Raw genomic sequence first — 19,471 nt, forward strand, 5'->3', positions numbered from 1 at the left:
CACTTGTTATCTGTTTGGCAAGAGCATCAATGCAAGATCTGGTACAAGCGACACCAGAATCCAGACTGAGATCAGGGCTACTAGGTATGGCACTGTATAGGGAAGAAGCCGGAAATAGGGAACACCGGTCACTCCTGATGCGACATATAGATTCAACCCGTAGGGCGGCGTGATAAATCCGATGGACGCGCCCACAAGAAAGATAACCGAGAAATGAATTGGATCTATACCGACTGAGGCAGCGATCGGCGCCAAGATTGGCGCCAAAATGATTGTTACAGGCAAGCTCTCCAACACCATTCCCGAGAAAAACACAATAACCATCGATGTGAACAACACAGCATAATAGCCCCCCATCGAAGTGACAAAATCACCGATGACTTGCTGCGCGCCAAGTAAAGACAGAATTTGCTGCATAACGACCGAAATCGCAATCAGAGGGGCAAGAATGCCTGTGATCTGTGCTGAACGCACAACGATCGACGGGATTTTCGGGATCGTGAATCCCTCTACCACGAACATCTCGACATAGCTTTTGTCGGAAATTGGTTTATCGTCACCCGCCCCCATAATCTTATTGATTGGATAGCTGACTAAACCGGCGATTACGCAAAACCCCACTGTCACACCAGCTGCTTCGGTAGGAGAGAACTTACCAGTATAGATGCCCCACAAGACCAACCCGATGGCGAAAAAGCCCAGCCATGCTCCAAATGCAGTTTTCAAGACGCGGTTCATTTGAAGTGGGATCAGGTGGCCCCAACCATTTATCCGACAGATGATCCAGCAAGCTATCTGCATACCAATCACCATCAAAGCGCCAGGCAAGATTCCCGCGACGAACAGATCTGAGATGGGTAGGTTTAGCAAAAAGCCATACACAATGAAGATGATGGACGGCGGAATAATAATGCCGACGGTGCCACCGGCTGCAGCCGTTGCCGCAGAAAAGCGCTCGTCGTAGCCGCCCTTTACCATTTCTGGATGCAGCATAGACCCGATCGTCGCCGTCGTTGCCGAATTTGACCCCGAGATCGCCGCAAACAATCCGCAGGCGCCCAGCGCGGCCATGGCAAGTCCGCCACGTAGCCAGCCCAGACAGGCGTATGCAAAGTCAGAAAGCCGTCTGGCGATGCCCGATTGGTTAATCAGGTCGCCGGTTAAAATGAACAGCGGCATCGCCAGCAAAGCGAACCCTTTGTTGAACACGTTCAACAGTTCCGCTCCCATGTTATCAAGGGTCAGGCCGAGCACAAACGAACACCCGATCACCCAATAAGCAATGACCAAAAACACCGGAACGCCCAGCATAAAAAACAATGTAACCCCGAGAGAAATCAATGTGACCCATGTTCCGTCAGTCATCACACATCCCCTCCGATGACAGCTTGCTTGATCAGCGGCTGTCTGCTGCGCCAGTTCGAAAAATCGTCTTTCAGGTTCTCAAAAATCCGACCTACCATTAGGAGGAAAGCCAGCGGGGCCGTGATCAGAAACCACCACTGCATGATGTCATCAGTGCCCAAAACAATCTGAAAGTTCGAGGCAGACAAAGCCGTCACACGCGTTGTTGTCACCAGAGCAATCACTGCGAAAGCGAACCACAGCACAGCATCAAGCACCAGGCAGGCCATTTGTCCGTTAGGCGGCATAGCTGTTCTGAATTCGGCAAAGCTCAGGTGTGTGCGCAGTCGCACGTTAAAAGCTGCGCCGAACCAGGCCATGACCATAAACAGCAAGGGCGGAATTGTCGTGGACCATGGTTGTTGGTTGGAAAAAACGAACCGGTCGATCACCCCCCAAAAAATGATGAACGCAATGGCAAGATAACTCCAGACCATGATCGTACGCTCAAGATGTCGATCCAAAAGCGGCACTTTTGAGTAAATCCACATAACCATCAGGCCACCGAAAGCCGCAACAAATGTTCCAACTGCCCATACAGCATCGGATTTTAGTGCATTCCGAATTTCGTAGCTGTCCTGCGACGCAAAGGCGCTCAAAATCGCACCCAAATCGGCCCAAAAACCCATCAATTCCTCCCCCCTTGAAGCCCTCCGGACGAGCCGGCTCGATGGGCAAAATAGTCCAGTTGGCGCGAAATCGCGCCAACCTTTTTCATTTATGGAGTGTTTATGATTTCCACCAACGACGAGGTTCAACATTCTCAGGTTTCATTTCTTTTGGAACCTGACGCGCAATGTCATAGATTTCCTGATAGGTATCGATGCCACCGGCCCAGCCGTTCAGACGGTCACGCCATTTCTCCCAAAGTTGTGGCTGAAATTCCGGCGAACACATCTCTTCGGCCATCTTAATTTGGTCATCAGCGAGGAATGCGTTTCGGACATTGTTTTGCGCAAAAATAGTATCCGGCATCTGCGGGTCAGAATGGCCCACGGTTTTGACCAGCGCCGCTTCATTCGCCGCCTGAACATGAGTTTGCGCCCAATACGAAGACTCCATCACAGCATCCTGCAAATACCCTTCGAGACCATCAAACACAGCAGCGCTCATGGAGGTATGCTCCGTGCCACAGAAGAATTTGAGGTCGACCGACTGACTCACGACGGGCGACATATTGGCATATGCCACAGCCGACGCCCAGGTTTCTGCTCCATCAATCAAGCCTTGTTTCAGACCATCAAGGGTTTCCTCCCAAGCAACAGGAACCGGATTCAGGTTTAGCGCCTGCATTGCAATCCGCCCGAGTTGTGTGCCCGTGACGCGGTTTTTTGTCCCGAACAATTGCTCAAGCTTAGTTACCGTCGGTTTGTCTTCCCAACCTAGACCAAGCTGAATGCCACGCAGCTCACAGTGACTGAAAAGAAATTTCAAACCATGACGTTTTTCGAGCGGCTCCCGGAGAATCCGCTGTGACTCAGGGCTGTAGAGGAAGTGATACTGAGAGGCCCGGCCTGGGAACATGTAGGCATAGTCCAACACATTCAAATAGGGCGCGCCACCAGCAGAGTTTTGGGTCGATGCGGCGTAGATATCAACGATCCCTTGCTGGGTTTTTTCCACGCAAGAAGTCTGTCCACAGATCTGATTGTTGCCAATGAACTCGATACGAATTTCGCCGTCGGTGCGGCTCTCCAAATCACGGGCAAATTCAAGCGCACCAGCGCGTTCAATCAACAGGTTTTGGGCGTTGAAGCCTGCTGCGCCAAACTTCAACGTATGCTTCGCGGGTTTGGCAAAGCGTTTTTCATAGGTCGACTCTGCTGCGCTGGCGAGGTTGGCCAACGACATTGCCCCCCCGAACCCTCCGGCTGCCAAAAGCGTCGAACTCATACCAAAGCGCCCTGCAACACGGAACAGGTCACGCCGCGAAATTTTTTTCAGATTATCACCTACGCTCATTTTCTCTCCTCCCTAGAGTTACTTTATTGAGACTTGTGGTCTCATTATTAGTGACTTATTGAAAGATGACGCAAGGGAATTTTGAAATCCGCCAGAATCGAAGCTCAAGGGAACTCCATATGTCGCAGAAAACAGCCGACTTTCTGATAGTAGGAGCAGGATCAGCTGGATGCGTTCTAGCTAACAGGTTGAGCGCAGATTCATCTAAAAAGGTGATTCTTCTCGAAGCCGGCGGTCGCGACGTGAACCCTTGGATTCATGTTCCGGTGGGCTATTTTAAAACACTCCACAACCCGCATACAGATTGGTGTTACAAGTCTGAACCGGATCCGGGTTTGAGTGGTCGATCCCTCGATTGGCCTCGTGGAAAGACGCTTGGCGGTTCGAGCTCTATCAATGGTTTGCTTTATGTGCGCGGTCAAAAGGAGGACTATGACCGTTGGGCACAACGCGGCAACCGCGGCTGGAGCTACGATGATGTCTTACCCTTGTTCAAACGGTCGGAGTCACACGAAAGCGGAGAGAACGAATACCACGGCAAAGACGGAAACCTTTCTGTTTCACTGATCCGCGCCAAGAGCAACATTTCTGAAGCTTTTATCGATGCGGCAGTCGAAATGGGGGTCCCAAAAACCAACGATTACAATGGGGAAAAACAAGAGGGCGCAGGCTATTTTCACCAAACCGCGCGCAACGGATTTCGGTGTTCAAGCGCCAAGGCTTTCCTGAACCCGGCCAAAAAGCGCCCCAATTTGGAGGTGCTGACACACGCACATACCGAGTGTTTGCTGTTTGAACCTACGGATCCCAAAAGGGTGATCGGTGTGCGTTACTTGCGCAAGGGTCAAGCGCATGAAGTGATGCTCAATCCCGGCGGCGAGGTCATACTGTCAGCGGGTGCGATCGGGTCGCCACAAATTCTGGAACTGTCAGGGATCGGCCGCGGGACGATTTTGCAGAACGCAGGTGTTGAAGTGCGGCACGAATTGCCCGGCGTCGGTGAAAATCTTCAGGATCATTTGCAGATCCGCCTTGTGTACGAAGTCAATGTGGCCACCATGAACGACGCCATCAACAAGTTCATGCCGCGTATGGGTATCGGGCTGAACTATATGATGTACCGCAAAGGGCCCATGAGTCTGGGTGCCAGTCAGGTCTGCATTTTCGCAAAATCCATGGAGGGGCTTGAGACACCAGATATACAGTTCCACTTCCAACCCCTGAGCGCGGACAAACCAGGGATCGAAATGCACCCGTTTTCAGGCATCACCTCCTCAGTCTGCCAATTGCGACCAGAAAGCCGTGGCCACATCCATATTTCGTCACCGAACGCGATAGACTATCCAAAGATCGTGCCCAACTACCTATCGGCAACGGCTGACCAGCTGTGTGCCGTACGTGCTATCAAATTTGCACGGGCTATGACGCGGACTAAAGCACTGAGACCCTATGTCGTGCGTGAACATGTACCCAACAACAATCCTCAGACAGACGAAGAGCTGCTCAAATGCGCGCGCGAAATCAGCCAGACAATCTATCACCCCACAAGCACCTGCCGCATGGGTAAGGACGACATGGCTGTGGTAGATGATCGACTTCGTGTGCATGGGATCTCAGGTCTGCGCGTGGCAGATGCATCGATCATGCCGGACATTGTTTCAGGCAATACCAACGCCCCAACCATCATGATTGGTGAGAAAGCCAGCGATATGATTTTAGAGGACCGGCGGTAAATCCCAGCCTTTACCTCTTAGCTCGCATACTATCGAAAGCGGATTGGTACCAATGACACGCAGGTCGCCTTCAATTACATCCAGTTTCGGGATGCCGGTCCCAACGCCGATGACACTCGCATCACGCAGTTCAAGCCGGAGCTATGGAAACCAGACCGGACGCGCCTGACGCAGTTGATGGATCGTGTGCGGACGAGATGGCGACAAAGAAATCTTCGCGGAATTTTGGACATAATACTATGATCCTAAAACGAAAAATGGATGGGATCGCCGCCGCTCCCTTTTGTGGCGTTGATGCAAGCGGCGAAGGATACAAATTGCTATTCTTCCAACTGTTCTAAGTCGCGAATGATGATCTCGGTTCGGGTGATCTCAACCACGCCCGCGGCTTTAAGCTTGTCCAAAGATTGCGTTACCCATTGGCGAGTGGCGCCGACAATCGCAGCGATTTGCTCGTAAGTCACGGTGCGGTCAACCACAATTGTGTCTCCCTCTGGTCGGCCGGTCGTATTTGCGAGAATGACCAGCAATTGGCTGAGCCGTTCGGAAACAGAGCGCGTCCCCAGCATTTGTATAAGTGCCGAATAGCTTTTGCCTTTTGCGACGAGTCCTTCGATGACACCAACCGCGACGTCGGGCACTTCGCGCACCAGTTTTAGCAAGCTTGTGCCGGACAAGAACAAGAGTTCACATGGCTCCAGAGCGTCGGCGGACCAAACATGTCGCCCGCGAGCAAAGACCTCCGGCCCGCCAACAAAGTGGCCCGAACTCCAATATGCTAAAGTGATTTCGCGACCAGAGGGGCCTGCATAGTAGGTGCGCACGCGGCCACTTTCGATGATCCATACACCGGTATGAGGCGCACCCTGGTGGAAAATCCCTTCCCCTTTCTCGAAACGAGATCGAGAGCCGAGGCTACGGACACGTTTGAGATCTTCCTGCGACAGATCTGTGAGAAATCCAGCCCCTTCGTTGAGCTCAGCGAAATACTCCGAAAGGAAAATTGCGCCGAACTGGCTAGGTTGGTCGTCTGAAGTGATCGTCATGGGCGCCTTTGGGCTGCGAGGTAGTTGGCAATGGCGTGTATTTCGTCATCGGTGTCTGGCATCAAGCTAGCATGCGGAAGACAGCCGTCATGGGTTTCACGGCGCCCGTCGCGGAAGTCTTGCATCTGTTTGATCAGATAGCCAGCGTGTTGTGACGCCAAATGCGGCACCCCTAGATAGGAGACCTCCGCGTCATGGCAAGCGTCACATCCGCGCGCTACGAAATGAGTTTGCCCAACAGCATTGCCATCTCCAGAGGGGGCAGGAGGATCTTGTTGGGAAAACCACGCGACTACAATTGGGATTTCTTCCGGTTTTAGCTCGGAGACGATGCTGGCCATTTGGCCGCCGTCGTTGTGGCGGCTGCCTTCGAGAAATGCCTCTATCTGGTGGCGAATGTAGATAGGATCTTGCCCGCCTAAATGAGGAAAACGGGCGATAGCTGACGTGCCAAACAGGCCGTGGCACAGAGCGCAGCGTTCGTAGGGGGGAAAGGCTTCCGCGTCAAAATCCGCATTGGCCGGTGTTGCCAGCAGCGCAAGTGCCAAGCCTAGTGCCTTAAGATCCATGGTTATGGAGCATATGGGCGTGCGCGCTGGCTTTCATTACTTTGGCCACAACAATTTGCGTGCCGCCATCGGCGAAGGTCAGCGTGATGTGCACGTGATCACCTTCGGCCTGCGGGATTTGTGGGTGCATCAACATGATGTGCAGCCCTCCGGGCGCAAAGGTAACCGCGCTGTCAGCAGAGATTTGCAGCATATGCACGGCAGACATGGTGGCCACGCCATTTTTCTCTTCGCTGATGTGGAGATGCGCCATGCCATAGCCTTCGGCGCTTACGCCGACGAGTTCTTTGGATGCGTCGCTTTGGTTTCTCAGCTCCATGTAGGCAGCGTGGGCCATGCTTGAGGGCGGGGCCAACGGGACGTAGGCATTCTCAACCTTCAGCGGATCGGCAAATGCGGCAACGGGCAAAAAGGCAAGTGCGGTCAGCAAGCGTTTCATTGCGAGAGTTCCTTTCGATAGGTGATCTGCAGGCGCGCTAGAAATTCTGCGGTCGCCCCCGGATCAAATGGCGGCTGAAGTTTAGCGCGTAAGGTGCCATCGGGTGCAATCACTGAGACGGCGGAACTGTGTTGCACTTCGTAGTACCCCGTGGTGTCTGGCGGCATCAGCCGATAAAAGCTGTCGGTGGCGTCCACCAGAGAATTGATCTGATCTCGCGCGCCCGTGAAGCTTTGAAAATCTGGGTGGAAAAACTTTGCATATTCGCTGACGTACTCTGCGTCCCGGTCAGGGTCGACCGAGATAAAGATCACCTGAGGTAGATTGTCGGGGCGCACGCGCATGCCCGTTTCGGACACGGCGGCCTCCAGATTGCCAAGTGTGAACGGACAGACATCGGGACAGGACAAAAAGCCAAACATCAAAATGGTCCACTGATCCATAAGATCGTCTTGAGTGAAGCTTTCCTCCAACTCGTTTGCAAACGCAAAAACCGGCAGATCAATTGGAGCATCCAGCATGACACCCTGAACTTGCGCCTTGGCGGGCGCTGCGAGTGCCACTGCAAAACAGAAAACCACGAGCAACCCTCTCATGCGTTCTGCTCCTGAAAGGCCTTGCGGCTTTCAAGTTTAATGGTGTCCAAGCAGAATTGCCGTGCTTCAACGTATTCCGGTGAACTTGCCATGTCGGTGCTACGTGGGCGCGGAAGCGTGATTTTCACGTCCTCGATGATGCGGCCCGGGGCGGCGCTCATGATCAACACGCGATCGGCAAGAAAAACAGCTTCGTCCACGTCGTGCGTCACAAAGACCACCGTGGTTCCGAACTTTCGCCAGATGTCGAGCAGACTTTCCTGCATCATCAACCGGGTTTGCGCATCAAGTGCACCAAAGGGTTCATCCATGAGCAGCACCGACGGGTAGTTAGCGAGAGCACGTGCAATACCGACGCGCTGCTGCATGCCACCAGAAAGCTCCGCAGGATAGCGGTTCCCAAACTTCTTAAGGCCAACCAACTCCAAAAAGGTGTTGGCGGTAGATCCTGCGGCCGTCCGGCTTTGCCCCGCCATTTTGGGGCCGAAGGCCACGTTTTCGTATACCGTTTTCCAGGGTAGAAGAGAGTACTGTTGGAAGACCATCCCACGATCCGGACTTGGGGCTTTGACTTCAATACCGTCTACCGTCACAACTCCAGTTGTCGGCTTCACATAGCCAGCTATGGCGTTCAAGAGGGTAGATTTACCACAGCCAGAGGGACCGAGGATGCACACGAATTCGCCAGCCTCCATGGTGATCGAAGTGGTATCCACTGCGCGGTGCGACTTCGCCCCTGAGCCAAAGGTGATAGACACGTCATCGACGACGATCTCAGCTTTCTTTTCGCCCCCGCTTCCGACGATCTCGTTCGGCCTTTTGAACTTCAAAACATCAAGCATGGAGAGGTTTTCCTTTTGGTGAGGCAAAAGCACGACTTTTGCGCCAAGCAAGAACAATAATCATTGTGAACAGCAGACCAAAACCGAGGCCTGAGAGCAGCGGCCCCATGGTTTCCAGCGCGAGAGAGGTCGAAACGCCGAGGCCGAGCATGGCCAACCCGACCACCCAAGAAGGTGTGGCGCAGCAGACGACCCAGCTCATGGTGGCGTTCGTGATGGCCACAAGCAGTGTGCCCAAGCCTGTTGTGGCATGCAGCGTGGCTGAGGTGCCTTGCGTGTGGGTATCCTGACGCATCAACACCAAACACCAAGAGGTCATGGCGCCCAGAAGACCGAGAACCAGCAGGCGTGAGGGTACAATGTTTAAGCTCCATTCAGAAATCCCGGTGCCATAGTCGTAGTTCATTTTCCCAATTTCGATCAGCCACTCTTCCCAGATGATACCGAGTGCATCGCGTAGGGAGGGCGTTGATTGGAGTATCCATTGCGCGTTTCCGATCCAGTCATAGAACGTCACGTAGTTCGGAAACGCCTGAAAGCGCACAATCAGGGCAAGCATCATGAACACCTGAAACAGCAGCGCAAAACCCACGCCGTGCAACAGCAGGGCCTTGTAGTGGCCTTTGAGGCTATGATTTAGAGTGCGCAGGATGATCATGTGCGAGCGCGCTCCTGCCACTTCAGCATAGGGCGCGTGATCAGCTTTATCGCCGCTGTTGAGCCGGTGCCTAAGAAACCGATGACCAACATGCCCACAACGATGTCCTGATAGTTGATCAGGCTATATGCATCCCACGTGAAGTAGCCGATGCCGTATTGGCCTGAGATGATTTCACCAGCTAGCAACGAGAACCAGCTGACGCCCATGCCAATCGCAAGCCCGGCGGCGATAGAAGGAAGCGCAGCTGGGATCACCACGTGGCGGAACACATCGATGCGACGTGCGCCCAATGATTGCACCGCCCGGACCAGCACTTCGGGGGTCTGCTCCACGCCATGAAGGGTATTCAACACAATTGGAAACAACGCCCCTAAGAAAGTTATGTAGATGATGGAGCTTTCCTCCGTCGGCCACATCAGAATTGCGAGCGGGATCCAAGCCACCGCTGGTATTGGACGGACAACTTCGATGTATGGCATGATGAAAGCACGCGCGATGCGCGACCGCCCCATAAAGAGCCCAATACAGATCCCGAGCACCGTGGCAATAGAATAGCTGATGAGGATACGGCGCATAGAAACGCCGATGTGTGTCCAGAATATTTCGGTCTGGATATGGCCAACAAAGGCAGTGAAAACACGCAGAGGCGACGGGACGTTTTCAAAATTGATGTAGAAGTCGAGATTGACCTCGGTCACAACGTACCAAAGCAGGACACCGGTGGTCATCGAAAGGGCAATGACGCCCAAACTTTTGAGTTTATCCACGGAGATGTAGTCCCAAAATGTGGTCTCCAGTGCCGTTTGCGCCGATGACTGGGCCGCTGCGGGCTCCGCCAACACATTTGGCGTTTCGGTTTCGGATGGGAGCGCTTGCGCCATGCTGGCCTCTCTGTCCTGTCGTCAGGTCAGGGGCGCCACAATACCAGCGCCCCTCAATTTTAGATGTGAAACGATCAGCTCTCTGAGATGAAATCCGCAACTGCTTCGTCGAAGGATAGAAGAGCACCTTCGTTTGAGGCGGCGTAGGCTTCCGCCTCGCCTTTGCGAAGGAATGTCGCGTATTCGTCACCTGCTTTCACCCAAAACGCCGTTTTACCGAAGAGCTTCAGGCCAGTCTCCACATCATAAACGTACGTCGCATTGACCAGCGCCGCAGTAGCTCGGATCTCGGCCATGGCATTCAGGAACTCTGGTAATGTCTCGTAGGAACTAACACCGTCCCGAGAATGCCAGATCTCCACAGGAAGCCCCTTGTTGGCCTCAATCGGATCTACCATCGCGCTCTTGTCGGCTTCATAGTCCACACCCAGATCAGCATAGGCGGCTTTGATGTAGTCCTCGGTGATCCATGCTTCAAAATCCAGCGGCGGGATGGCTTTCTCTTTCACCAAGACACCGTGGTTGAATTTCAGCGCATCGACCCATTCGGTTTTGATGGAAGGCTCCAACGTCAGATGCCCACCTTCAGAGAAATAGAGATAAAGCACCTCTTTCTCGACACCGGTCCAGCCCTCCATCTCAGACACGGCGCGCATTGGGTCCTCGCGGATCCATTCGCCCGCTTCCCAAACGGCTTTGATGAAAGCCTGCACCACTTCAGGATACTCAGTGGCAAAATCTTCACGCACCACAACACCGTGCAGATAAGGCACTCCAGTTTCCGAGCCATCATAGATTTTGCGACCAGTGCCGCGGAATTCCATAATCTCCGACCATGGGCAGAAATCAGAATGCGCGTCGATCTTGCCCGCTGCAATGTTGGCTGCACCAACTGCCGGACTTTGGTTTTTCAAAACGTAGTCATCCGCCGGTATGCCATTGTCTTGCATGGCCTTCAGCAACATGCCCCAAGCGGCCGAACCAACCGGGGTCGACACGTCTTTGCCTGCAAGATCTTCGATTGAGTAGACGTCGCTGTCCACCGGCACAACAATCGCGTTGCCAGATCCTTTCAGGTTGTACCCAGTTCCAGCCACATACAAAGTACGCAGGCTATCGGTTTCCTGGAACTTCGCACCATTCACAATCAGCGGGTAGTCTCCCATCACGCCAAAATTCAGCTTATTGGCCATCATCTGGTTCGTGATCGGACCGCCAGAACTGTAGTCAGCCCATGCGACGTCGTATTCGGCATCCGCATATTTGCCGTCAGTAGGCAAATACTTTTCCAACAGCCCGAGTTCCTTCACCACGATGCCTGCGGTGTAGGTGTCGGTGCACATGGATTGGTGGCCTACAGCGATTTTGATTTTCTCTGCTGAGGCGATCCCTGCCAGTGGCATTAGCACTGCAGCCAGCAGCACGGATTTATATGAGGTTGGCTTTGTCATTGCACTCTCCCTGTGAGATTGAGCTTTCGCTGCACATAGGATGCGCGCCAGAAGGGCAGACTCAAAATTAGTGAGGGGCATAAAACGCGAAAAATGGAGGTTATACTTACTTTGCCAAATTTTCAGGCGGAGAATTGCTGCGACTGCATCATTTTCTCCCGACAGATTCGCAAAGCCCCACGAATCGCCAAAAAATTATACTGAATAAAATCAAATACTTAAGTCAATTTATGAGGTGCGAAAAGCACCTTTCTGGAGGGTTCCAGAAGGGTGCTGAATTTTTCAATAATGTCGCCGGATTGGAACTATGCGGCGAGCTTTCCAAGCGCCCAGCGCACGTTCTTGCGCACATCGGGGTCGTTGTCGTTTGCGTATTTTTCGAGGAACTGCACCGTTTCCGGCACCGCCAATTCTCCCAGAACCGCCGCACATTCTTTGCGCAGGTTTGGCACCGGCAAATCCATCATTGGACCAATTTTCATTGCTGCTTCTGTGGCGCCAAGCTTACCCAATGAGCGCACCGCCTTCAGGCGGACCTGCCAATAACTGTCGTCCAGCGCGGTCAGCAGGTTGGGCACGCAGGAGGTCTCGCCAGATTTGGCCAGCGTTTCTGCAGCGGATTCACGCACGATCCACTCCGGATCATCCAACGCTTCGATCAGTGTTTTTTCTGCGTGTTCCGACTTGGAAAAACCCAGCGCGGCCACAGCAGCGCGGCGTACCTTTGGCTCTTCATCATTCGCCGCATCCCGGAGAGCTGGCAGAGATAACTCATCCTGAAGCCAACCGACCACACCGACAGCTTCAACCCGAACCGCCGCAGAAGAATGTTTGAGCGCTTCAATGGCAGGGCCAATGGCCTCGGGGCGTCTTAATTCTCTGATCCCTCCCAACAAAGCCGCAAGAACAGTTTCATTTTGTTCTCCGAGATGGGGTAGGATTGAGTCCCCTGAAGCAGGGTCTTTCAATTCAGTCAAGCTGACGGCGGCGGCGGCGACCACGTCAGGCTCTGGGTCGAACAAGGCCGTGACCAACGCCGCTGCGGTGTCTGGACCGTCAAAATCTGTCAGCGCGATGGCGGCTTGTTTGCGCACACCTGCGTCTTTGTCTGAAATCGCTCTGGCAATGTGAGGAATAGCCTCCGGATCCGCACTGTCAGCAAGATCCATGACCGCCATGATACGCCCACCCGGCGATGGGTCATCTAAGCCTTCAGCCAACTCAGAGATGTCGTCAAATTCTTCGAAAAATCCGCTCATTGATCAGGTCTCACTTCAGCAAATAGGGAAGGTTGACCGTAACCGCATCTGTGGGGCAATCGGCCTCACAGGGCATGCAGTACCAGCACTCGTCATATTTCATATAGGCGGTTTTGGTGCCGTCGTCTTTGACGGCGATCCGCAACACGTCGAGCGGACAGACATCCACACAGACGGTACAGCCTTTGTCGGCGATGCACAGATCGTCGTTGACAACAACGGGAACGGTTGTGGCGGTTTGTGCGAGGGGCATATGTGTTTTCCTTCTTACTCTGCCGCAACCGTGGAGCCGACACGCTGCTCGTAGTAGGCGTTCTTTTCGTCTTCGGCGATTTCCACCACGTAGGGCTGCACCTCTTTCTTGGCGTGGGACGGTTTGCCGTTGGCGCCCTTGGTCAAAATGGTGTGGCAGAACCAGTTTTCGTCGTCCCGTTCGTATTCCACTCGGTTGTGATAAAGCCCCCAACGGCTTTCCGTGCGGTAGATCGAAGCGGAGGCTGCCATGTCGGCGCAATCCAAAATGGAAGAGGCCTCAAGTGCGCGCATTAGCTCGTGTGCGTCACGCACATACATGCCTTGCTCCATGTCATCGCGCACTTCTTCAAAACGCTGTTGCGCCAATTCCATTTTGGCCGTGACTTTTGGAGGCTGCAGATAGTCATTCACCAAACGACGGGTTTTATACTCGATCTGGTTGGGTGGAATGCCATCGTCGCGTTTGGTCGGCGCGAGCACGCGGGTACGTTCTGCTTCCACCTCGCCCTCGTCAAAGGAGGCAAAATCCACGTCTGCGATGAAGTCCGCCGCATCCAATCCGGCAAAGGCGCCGTTGGTGAAAGCACCGAGCATATAGTTGTGAGGCACGTTGGCCATATCACCTGCCGCATAGAGCCCTGGAATGGTGGTGCGTGCGTGTTCATCCACAAAGACACCACTCGCAGAGTGACCGGAGCAAAAACCAATTTCAGAGATGTGCATCTCGATCATCTGCTTACGATAATCGGTGCCACGACCTGCGTGAAAATGTCCTCGCGTTGGACGCTCCACAATGTGCAGCACGCGCTCGATCTCAGCCACGGTTTCTTCGGCCAAGTGGTTGAGTTTCAAATATACTGGCCCCTTGCCGCCCTGCAGTTCGTCATAGAACTCCTGCATCATCTGGCCCGACCAATAATCGCATTCAATGAAGCGTTCGCCTTTAGCGTTCGCCGTGTATCCTCCCATTGGCCCAGCGACATAGGCACAGGCCGGACCGTTGTAATCCTTGATCAGCGGATTGATTTGATAGCATTCCAAATTCGCCAGCCCGGCGCCTGCGTGGTACGCCATAGAATACCCTTCACCGGAGTTCGACGGGTTTTCGTATGTGCCATACAAGTAGCCAGATGTCGGCAAGCCCAATCGGCCAGCAGCCCCCAAGCCCATGATCACGGCTTTGGCACGGACGGTCAGGAACTCCGCAGTCCGTGTATTCACACAGATGGCACCGGCAATGCGCCCTTCGCCAGTCAGTAAGCGGGTGGCCATGAAGCGGTTAACGATGTTGATGCGCGCCTTGCGCAGTTGGCGATATAGCGCCTTCTTTACTGTGTCACCGTTGGGCATCGGCAAAACATAGGTGCCGATGTGGTGCACTTTTTTGACGTCATATTCACCGTTCAAGTCTTTCTGAAAACGGATGCCAAACTCGTCGAGTTCTTGAATTATGCCATAACACTCTTCAGCATAGCGGTAGACAGCAGCCTGATCACAGATCCCATCATTCGCGATGGTGATTTCTTTGGTGTACTGCTCTGGTGTAGCGTAGCCGGGAATAACTGAATTGTTCAGCCCGTCCATGCCCATGGAAATGGCGCCAGACCGTTTCACATTTGCTTTGTCCAAAAGCACCACATTGGCTTTCGGGTTTTTGCGTTTGGCTTTCAGCGCGGCCATTGGTCCGGCGGTGCCCCCGCCAATCACCAATATGTCACAGTCGATCTGTGAAATGCCGTCTAAAATCTCATCCATTGCGGGCTCCTTGCTGGCTTTGGCACTAGCGTCTCGCCGCAGCGCGGCGTGATATGTCAATTAATTGTCAAGCTGGTCGGAAAGTTCACGCAGATAGACAAATGGGTAGATTGCATGGTCATGACCGTCTGAAAAATGAACATTCACGCCTGCAGGGCCGAACTGATGTAACGCGGTGATCGACAGGTCAGGCGCAACTTGGACGCAACCAAAGTCGATCTTTTGGCGAATCGTCCAAGCGTCGCGCGCCTGCTCTCGCAAGTATGCAGCAGGCAGGGTTGTGACGTCGCCGTCATGCCATGTGATGTCGAGCGCTTTGCAGTCGTCTGTAGCTGTGAGTTGGTCGATCATTTGGTATCTCCGCAAGTTCTGAAAGAACCATGCGGCACACACGCGAGGACCAAATAGCAATTAGTTTACGGACAGGCCTTCTGCAGCGCGGCAAAACAGCAGAAACGCGAAAGGGAACCCACAATGACCTATGTTGTCACCGACAATTGCATTGCTTGTAAGTACACCGACTGTGTGTCTGTGTGCCCGGTGGATTGTTTTTATGAAGGCGAGAACATGCTCGTCATTGATCCTGATGAATGCATTGACTGTGGCGTTTGTGAGCCGGAGTGCCCGGCAGATGCGATCCGCGCCGACACGGAGCCAAACATGGAGCCGTGGGTGGCTTTCAATGCAAAATATGCGGCGCTTTGGCCAGTCATCACCGAGGCGAAAGAGCCTCTCGCCGAAGCTGACACGCTCGACGGGCTGGCGGGTAAACTGGACACTCACTTCTCTGAAGCTCCGGCGTCTCAGGCTGTATAAGGACACATGCTATGAATGCTCCTGCAAAAATTCTTCCTGACTCGCAAACCATCACCTCCGTACACCATTGGACCGAAAGCCTATTCTCGTTTAGGGTCACCCGCCCACAATCACTGCGTTTCCGGTCTGGCGAGTTTGTTATGATTGGTCTGCCAAATGAGGACGGAAAACCGCTGTTGCGGGCCTATTCTATCGCGTCACCCAGCTGGGACGAAGAGCTTGAGTTCTACTCCATCAAAGTCCCGGACGGCCCTCTGACATCGAGGCTTCAGAAAATTGAGCCGGGCGACGAGATCATTTTGCGGCCCAAGCCTGTTGGGACTTTGGTCTTGGATGCGTTGCTTCCCGGAAAGCGGCTTTGGATGATCGCGACAGGCACCGGTATTGCGCCTTTCGCGTCTTTGCTGCGCGACCCGGAAACTTGGGAATCTTATGATGAGGTCATTGTCGCCCACACTTGCCGCACCAAAGAGGAACTATCATATGGCGCGGCGATTGTTGATGTGTTGCCTAACGATCCGCTCATTGGCGAGTTGGTTAGCGACAAACTGCGTTACTACCCGACAACGACACGTGCACACTCGGCCATTGAGGGCCGTATTAGCGATCACATTCGCGACGGCCGCGTATTTGAGGCGTTGGGCATTCCTGCGTGGCAGCCGGAAGCAGATCGGGTCATGATTTGCGGGAACCTCGCGCTCAACAAAGACATAAGGGCACTGTGCAAAGGCCATGGTCTGTTGGAAGGGGCAAATTCCGACCCAAAACATTTCGTTGTTGAGAAAGCCTTCATTGACTAAGCCAAATCCGCTTTAGATCTTCAATGTCCACAGTACCGAACGTCACGCTGTTCGGCGTTACAAAGGCAGGTGTCCCCGCAATGCCCAGCGCAATCGCAAGATCGCGATTATACGCAATGCGTTGGGAGATCTCTTCGCTTTCCATGACCCGCTCGACTGTGGAAAAGTCAAGTTCCTCGCCCTTCGCGATGGACGCAAATCGTGCGCTATTTAGCGGCCCCCTGAGGTTCCAAAGTTCCTTGTGCACGCGCGCATAAACGCTTTCACCTGCCACAGTTTTTACAGCCAAGACAAACCGCGCCGCGCGCTCCGATCCTGGAGTCAGGATAGGAAGATGGCGCATTTCGATCCGCACCTTTGGATGGGACTCAACCAAGGTTTCCAAATACGGATGCACGGCTTTGCAAGGCGCACATTTGTAGTCAAAGAACTCGATTACCCTGATCGGTGCGTCGCTGTGTCCAATCCCCAAAATGGGTGGCTCATCAAACAATTCTGGGTGGTTCGAGAGTTTAGCGCGCAGCGCTTGCTTCTGCTCTTTCGCTGCCAAGACTTCGAGCGCCTCGATAATGACTTCCGGGTTGTTTAGAATGTACTCGCGGATACGCGAATTCAAATCCCGCTCATGCGCGACGGACACTGAGGCGAGCAGCAATAACGGCAAGAGTGAAAGAAGAACGCGCATCGTTTCGTTTCCAAGGATGAAACATCCTATGCCCCCTAGAAACGAAGCGTCGCACATATTGCTTTGTTCACTCCCCAAACGCGCAACATGCTCAAAGACCTAACAGCATATAGCGCGTTCGCTCAATTCTCCTGCAAGTTTGAAAGATCACGTTGCCTACTTCAGCGCTGTCAATTGCGCATCCAGAATAGACAGTTTCCGATACTTTGACCACCTAAGCGACACCAAGTCGGTGTGTTTAGATAAAGGCTGAAAAACGCCCGTCCCGCACAGCCACCAAATTGCCCAAGAACACATTTCCGATAAAAATCAAAAATTTATGTCACTTTTTCGGAAGCTTTTTATCTTTGCCAACTGCCGGTCTGACGCCGGAGAACAATAAACGTCAGCCACCGCAAAGCACAGGAAACGAACTGCGCAAAGTTGAGCAGGTCACACCATATTTAGCGCGAGAAATTGAACGCATTCTCGTTTTGGCCTTCAAAGCGGAGACGCCCTGAACTCCCCAAAAACTAGTTATACTCATCCCGCTTTCGCCTAGACGTTCATTCCCTGCACCTCATTCCCTCATACCGGCCTTCCGTAGACCTGAAATGTAGTGGTTCTCCTCGCCCTCGATCGCAAAAACATTCCGCGCCAAAATTGAGGCAATACTATCATCTGGATGCAGTAGAAGAGCGGTCTCTAAAGACTCTATTGCCTCTCCCTGACGGCCCAAATGCGCGTGTGCGGCAGCCAGCACTCGGTAGAGAGTGGCATATCCAACATTGAGGTTTAGCCCTTCTTTGGCCAGCCGTACTGCGGCTTCATCGTCGCCAACCTGTAGCGTAGCCATTGCGAGCCCACCTCTGATTGACAGCGCCCAGGGACTTTTTCCTCCCAAAACAAGAGCTTTCTTAAAACAATCAATGGCCGCAGTGTTGTCGCCGATCCAAATATACGACCAGCCACTCAAAGCTAAAGTGACAAAATCAGATGACGATTGACGCAGCGCGTATTCAACTATCGCGCGCAGGTGAGCTGGCTCCCGATGCTGCGAATAAGTTGTTACGCCAAGGGCAAGGCGTAAAAGAGAATGGTTCTCCACCAATGGCGCAGCTGCCGAGCACCAAGCCGGTACAAATTGTGCGTATTTTTGTGCTACTTGCTCATAACCCATCACGGTTGCGGACAAATAAGAGACAAGGGCCAACGCAAACGGATGCGGCAAAGAGGGATCTTTTTGAATCGCCGCGCTCGAATACTCCAAAGCAGACGCAAATGCGTCCGGATCCAGTCGATCTATAGCGATTTGACCGCGCAATTCACATTGGTGCGCTGTCATGTCGTCGATCGACAACTTATCTAGCTGCCGACGTTCGCTATCAAATGTCGCCGTCATAATCTGACTCGTAAGGAGTTCAGCTGTTTCATCCTGCCAGTCAAATGCATTGCCCAAGTCACCATCAATCTTGGTGGACCAGAGTTCCAACCCGTCCGGGTCCGTGTATTTAATTTCAAGCCTGAGACGGTCGCCACTTGCCCGTATTCGCCCCGACAAGACATAGCATCGGCGGCCCGTTTCTCTTGCAGTCACCGAAAGCCAATGCGTCGCGCCAAGATAGGTCATCAAGTCACCGGTAAGCGCATCCGAAAGCTCACTGATTTCATCCCGCGGATCGGACGTTTCAATACAGCAAATAACAATCTGAGGCCGTTGTGATGCACCAGTATCGATCGTTTTTTGTCCTGGGAGCGAGCCTCGCGTCCACACACGAACTGGTCTCGAAATATTCTTTAGATCATGTTCGCCGGCATCATCAAATGAGGGCCGAAGAGTTCCATCTAGACTTCCAAATACAGCATCAGAAATCACAATACTGCCGGGCGCAGCAATTTTCTCCAACCGGGCCGCAATATTTACACCGTCGCCAAAAACATCTTCCTCCTCTTCAACAACGTCGCCAAGATGCAGGCCCAGGCGAAGTTGAATATTTGGAATTTTCTGGCTTAAATCTTGTGCGAGTAGATCCTGAATTTGAAGCGCACATGTGGCAGCATCCGCAGCTGCGCTAAACAGGACAATCCAGCCGTCCCCCATGCTTTTCACGACCCTACCACGCCGAGAAGCCACCGTAGGGCCGAATATTTCCGTTCTCAGCCGTCTAAGAGACGTTAGGGTTCCCTCGGTATCGTCACCAAGCAACTTAGAGTATCCAGCGACATCTGCCGCCAACACCGCAGCGAGACTTCGCCTCATGCGTGAGTTCCCCATACTGTATCATTCTGCTCGCCTAGACAATCTTGGCCAAGGCACGGTCAAATAACAAGTATTTCG

At 53.2% G+C, this 19,471-nt stretch carries 20 protein-coding genes; 3 read left to right on the forward strand and 17 right to left on the reverse strand.

Annotated elements, in window-relative coordinates; all coding sequences use genetic code 11:
• Positions 1-6: 6 nt before the first annotated feature.
• The 3 genes from ABWV47_RS16555 to ABWV47_RS16565 all read right to left on the reverse strand — a co-directional run bounded on the left by ABWV47_RS16555 (position 7) and on the right by ABWV47_RS16565 (position 3,366).
• Positions 7-1,365 carry a TRAP transporter large permease gene (locus ABWV47_RS16555; protein WP_353313792.1) on the reverse strand — a complete coding sequence of 453 codons (1,359 nt, stop codon included), beginning with the start codon at positions 1,363-1,365 and terminating at the stop codon, positions 7-9.
• Entirely contained in the window at positions 1,365-2,033 is a 669-nt protein-coding gene (locus ABWV47_RS16560) for a TRAP transporter small permease (protein ID WP_353313794.1), read from the reverse strand. Before ABWV47_RS16560 ends, ABWV47_RS16555 begins: the two co-directional genes overlap by 1 nt.
• Positions 2,034-2,133: 100 nt before the next feature.
• A complete protein-coding gene (locus ABWV47_RS16565; RefSeq protein WP_353313796.1) occupies positions 2,134-3,366 on the reverse strand; it encodes a TRAP transporter substrate-binding protein in 1,233 nt (410 codons plus the stop codon).
• A gap of 119 nt (positions 3,367-3,485) precedes the next feature.
• Here ABWV47_RS16565 and ABWV47_RS16570 point away from each other — a divergent pair, with 119 nt between their 5' ends.
• Positions 3,486-5,099, forward strand: coding sequence for a GMC family oxidoreductase (locus ABWV47_RS16570; protein WP_353313798.1), 1,614 nt, complete (start codon positions 3,486-3,488; stop codon positions 5,097-5,099).
• 320 nt (positions 5,100-5,419) lie between these two features.
• On the opposite strand, the gene ABWV47_RS16575 is transcribed toward ABWV47_RS16570, so the two are convergent.
• From ABWV47_RS16575 to ABWV47_RS16630, 12 genes are all read right to left on the reverse strand, one after another.
• Positions 5,420-6,145 carry a Crp/Fnr family transcriptional regulator gene (locus tag ABWV47_RS16575; protein WP_353313800.1) on the reverse strand — a complete coding sequence of 242 codons (726 nt, stop codon included), beginning with the start codon at positions 6,143-6,145 and terminating at the stop codon, positions 5,420-5,422.
• Positions 6,142-6,714 (reverse strand): c-type cytochrome, encoded by a 573-nt coding sequence (locus tag ABWV47_RS16580; protein ID WP_353313802.1) that lies wholly within the window; start codon positions 6,712-6,714, stop codon positions 6,142-6,144. The genes ABWV47_RS16575 and ABWV47_RS16580 overlap by 4 nt, the downstream gene beginning before the upstream one ends.
• Positions 6,704-7,153: a copper chaperone PCu(A)C gene (locus tag ABWV47_RS16585; protein WP_353313804.1), complete on the reverse strand. Its 450-nt coding sequence runs from the start codon at positions 7,151-7,153 to the stop codon at positions 6,704-6,706. The genes ABWV47_RS16580 and ABWV47_RS16585 overlap by 11 nt, the downstream gene beginning before the upstream one ends.
• A complete protein-coding gene (locus ABWV47_RS16590; protein ID WP_353313806.1) occupies positions 7,150-7,749 on the reverse strand; it encodes an SCO family protein in 600 nt (199 codons plus the stop codon). The genes ABWV47_RS16585 and ABWV47_RS16590 overlap by 4 nt, the downstream gene beginning before the upstream one ends.
• Positions 7,746-8,591 carry an ABC transporter ATP-binding protein gene (locus ABWV47_RS16595; protein ID WP_353313808.1) on the reverse strand — a complete coding sequence of 282 codons (846 nt, stop codon included), beginning with the start codon at positions 8,589-8,591 and terminating at the stop codon, positions 7,746-7,748. Before ABWV47_RS16595 ends, ABWV47_RS16590 begins: the two co-directional genes overlap by 4 nt.
• Positions 8,584-9,249, reverse strand: coding sequence for a hypothetical protein (locus tag ABWV47_RS16600; RefSeq protein WP_353313810.1), 666 nt, complete (start codon positions 9,247-9,249; stop codon positions 8,584-8,586). The genes ABWV47_RS16595 and ABWV47_RS16600 overlap by 8 nt, the downstream gene beginning before the upstream one ends.
• A complete protein-coding gene (locus ABWV47_RS16605; RefSeq protein ID WP_353313812.1) occupies positions 9,246-10,133 on the reverse strand; it encodes an ABC transporter permease in 888 nt (295 codons plus the stop codon). The genes ABWV47_RS16600 and ABWV47_RS16605 overlap by 4 nt, the downstream gene beginning before the upstream one ends.
• A gap of 74 nt (positions 10,134-10,207) precedes the next feature.
• Positions 10,208-11,584 carry an ABC transporter substrate-binding protein gene (locus ABWV47_RS16610; RefSeq protein ID WP_353313814.1) on the reverse strand — a complete coding sequence of 459 codons (1,377 nt, stop codon included), beginning with the start codon at positions 11,582-11,584 and terminating at the stop codon, positions 10,208-10,210.
• Between the two features lie 305 nt (positions 11,585-11,889).
• On the reverse strand, positions 11,890-12,843 hold the full coding sequence (locus ABWV47_RS16615) for a HEAT repeat domain-containing protein (protein WP_353313816.1): 954 nt from the start codon (positions 12,841-12,843) through the stop codon (positions 11,890-11,892).
• A gap of 10 nt (positions 12,844-12,853) precedes the next feature.
• Positions 12,854-13,096, reverse strand: a complete 243-nt coding sequence (locus ABWV47_RS16620; RefSeq protein WP_353313818.1) for a 4Fe-4S dicluster domain-containing protein — start codon at positions 13,094-13,096, stop codon at positions 12,854-12,856.
• 14 nt (positions 13,097-13,110) lie between these two features.
• The gene (locus ABWV47_RS16625) at positions 13,111-14,853 is read right to left on the reverse strand and encodes a fumarate reductase/succinate dehydrogenase flavoprotein subunit (RefSeq protein WP_353313820.1); all 1,743 of its coding nucleotides are present in this window, start codon (positions 14,851-14,853) and stop codon (positions 13,111-13,113) included.
• A 60-nt stretch (positions 14,854-14,913) separates the two neighbouring features.
• On the reverse strand, positions 14,914-15,204 hold the full coding sequence (locus ABWV47_RS16630) for a gamma-butyrobetaine hydroxylase-like domain-containing protein (protein WP_353313821.1): 291 nt from the start codon (positions 15,202-15,204) through the stop codon (positions 14,914-14,916).
• A gap of 123 nt (positions 15,205-15,327) precedes the next feature.
• On the opposite strand from ABWV47_RS16630, the gene fdxA reads away from it, so the two are divergent.
• Complete coding sequence (gene fdxA, locus ABWV47_RS16635) at positions 15,328-15,669, forward strand: ferredoxin FdxA (RefSeq protein ID WP_353313822.1); 342 nt, start codon at positions 15,328-15,330, stop codon at positions 15,667-15,669.
• A gap of 11 nt (positions 15,670-15,680) precedes the next feature.
• The gene (locus tag ABWV47_RS16640; protein WP_353313824.1) at positions 15,681-16,469 is read left to right on the forward strand and encodes a ferredoxin--NADP reductase; all 789 of its coding nucleotides are present in this window, start codon (positions 15,681-15,683) and stop codon (positions 16,467-16,469) included.
• Here the strand turns inward: ABWV47_RS16640 and ABWV47_RS16645 are convergent.
• Both ABWV47_RS16645 and ABWV47_RS16650 read right to left on the reverse strand, forming a co-directional pair.
• On the reverse strand, positions 16,459-17,154 hold the full coding sequence (locus ABWV47_RS16645) for a DsbA family protein (protein ID WP_353313826.1): 696 nt from the start codon (positions 17,152-17,154) through the stop codon (positions 16,459-16,461). The genes ABWV47_RS16640 and ABWV47_RS16645 overlap by 11 nt on opposite strands.
• Positions 17,155-17,713: 559 nt before the next feature.
• Positions 17,714-19,408, reverse strand: a complete 1,695-nt coding sequence (locus ABWV47_RS16650) for an adenylate/guanylate cyclase domain-containing protein (RefSeq protein ID WP_353313828.1) — start codon at positions 19,406-19,408, stop codon at positions 17,714-17,716.
• Positions 19,409-19,471 lie beyond the last annotated feature (63 nt).

Origin of the sequence: Shimia sp. NS0008-38b (assembly GCF_040370365.1) — a bacterium.
Lineage (GTDB): Bacteria > Pseudomonadota > Alphaproteobacteria > Rhodobacterales > Rhodobacteraceae > Shimia.

What these genes read in the sequence shown, in the direction of transcription:
- ABWV47_RS16570 (WP_353313798.1), top strand. Translation starts at nt 3,486, where the DNA reads ATGTCGCAGAAAACAGCCGACTTTCTGATAGTAGGAGCAGGATCAGCT.
- ABWV47_RS16575 (WP_353313800.1), bottom strand. Translation starts at nt 6,145, where the DNA reads ATGACGATCACTTCAGACGACCAACCTAGCCAGTTCGGCGCAATTTTC.
- ABWV47_RS16640 (WP_353313824.1), top strand. Translation starts at nt 15,681, where the DNA reads ATGAATGCTCCTGCAAAAATTCTTCCTGACTCGCAAACCATCACCTCC.
- ABWV47_RS16590 (WP_353313806.1), bottom strand. Translation starts at nt 7,749, where the DNA reads ATGAGAGGGTTGCTCGTGGTTTTCTGTTTTGCAGTGGCACTCGCAGCG.
- ABWV47_RS16610 (WP_353313814.1), bottom strand. Translation starts at nt 11,584, where the DNA reads ATGACAAAGCCAACCTCATATAAATCCGTGCTGCTGGCTGCAGTGCTA.
- ABWV47_RS16565 (WP_353313796.1), bottom strand. Translation starts at nt 3,366, where the DNA reads ATGAGCGTAGGTGATAATCTGAAAAAAATTTCGCGGCGTGACCTGTTC.
- ABWV47_RS16605 (WP_353313812.1), bottom strand. Translation starts at nt 10,133, where the DNA reads ATGGCGCAAGCGCTCCCATCCGAAACCGAAACGCCAAATGTGTTGGCG.
- ABWV47_RS16595 (WP_353313808.1), bottom strand. Translation starts at nt 8,591, where the DNA reads ATGCTTGATGTTTTGAAGTTCAAAAGGCCGAACGAGATCGTCGGAAGC.
- ABWV47_RS16600 (WP_353313810.1), bottom strand. Translation starts at nt 9,249, where the DNA reads ATGATCATCCTGCGCACTCTAAATCATAGCCTCAAAGGCCACTACAAG.
- ABWV47_RS16630 (WP_353313821.1), bottom strand. Translation starts at nt 15,204, where the DNA reads ATGATCGACCAACTCACAGCTACAGACGACTGCAAAGCGCTCGACATC.
- ABWV47_RS16645 (WP_353313826.1), bottom strand. Translation starts at nt 17,154, where the DNA reads ATGCGCGTTCTTCTTTCACTCTTGCCGTTATTGCTGCTCGCCTCAGTG.
- fdxA (WP_353313822.1), top strand. Translation starts at nt 15,328, where the DNA reads ATGACCTATGTTGTCACCGACAATTGCATTGCTTGTAAGTACACCGAC.
- ABWV47_RS16620 (WP_353313818.1), bottom strand. Translation starts at nt 13,096, where the DNA reads ATGCCCCTCGCACAAACCGCCACAACCGTTCCCGTTGTTGTCAACGAC.
- ABWV47_RS16615 (WP_353313816.1), bottom strand. Translation starts at nt 12,843, where the DNA reads ATGAGCGGATTTTTCGAAGAATTTGACGACATCTCTGAGTTGGCTGAA.
- ABWV47_RS16585 (WP_353313804.1), bottom strand. Translation starts at nt 7,153, where the DNA reads ATGAAACGCTTGCTGACCGCACTTGCCTTTTTGCCCGTTGCCGCATTT.
- ABWV47_RS16650 (WP_353313828.1), bottom strand. Translation starts at nt 19,408, where the DNA reads ATGGGGAACTCACGCATGAGGCGAAGTCTCGCTGCGGTGTTGGCGGCA.
- ABWV47_RS16580 (WP_353313802.1), bottom strand. Translation starts at nt 6,714, where the DNA reads ATGGATCTTAAGGCACTAGGCTTGGCACTTGCGCTGCTGGCAACACCG.
- ABWV47_RS16555 (WP_353313792.1), bottom strand. Translation starts at nt 1,365, where the DNA reads ATGACTGACGGAACATGGGTCACATTGATTTCTCTCGGGGTTACATTG.
- ABWV47_RS16560 (WP_353313794.1), bottom strand. Translation starts at nt 2,033, where the DNA reads ATGGGTTTTTGGGCCGATTTGGGTGCGATTTTGAGCGCCTTTGCGTCG.
- ABWV47_RS16625 (WP_353313820.1), bottom strand. Translation starts at nt 14,853, where the DNA reads ATGGATGAGATTTTAGACGGCATTTCACAGATCGACTGTGACATATTG.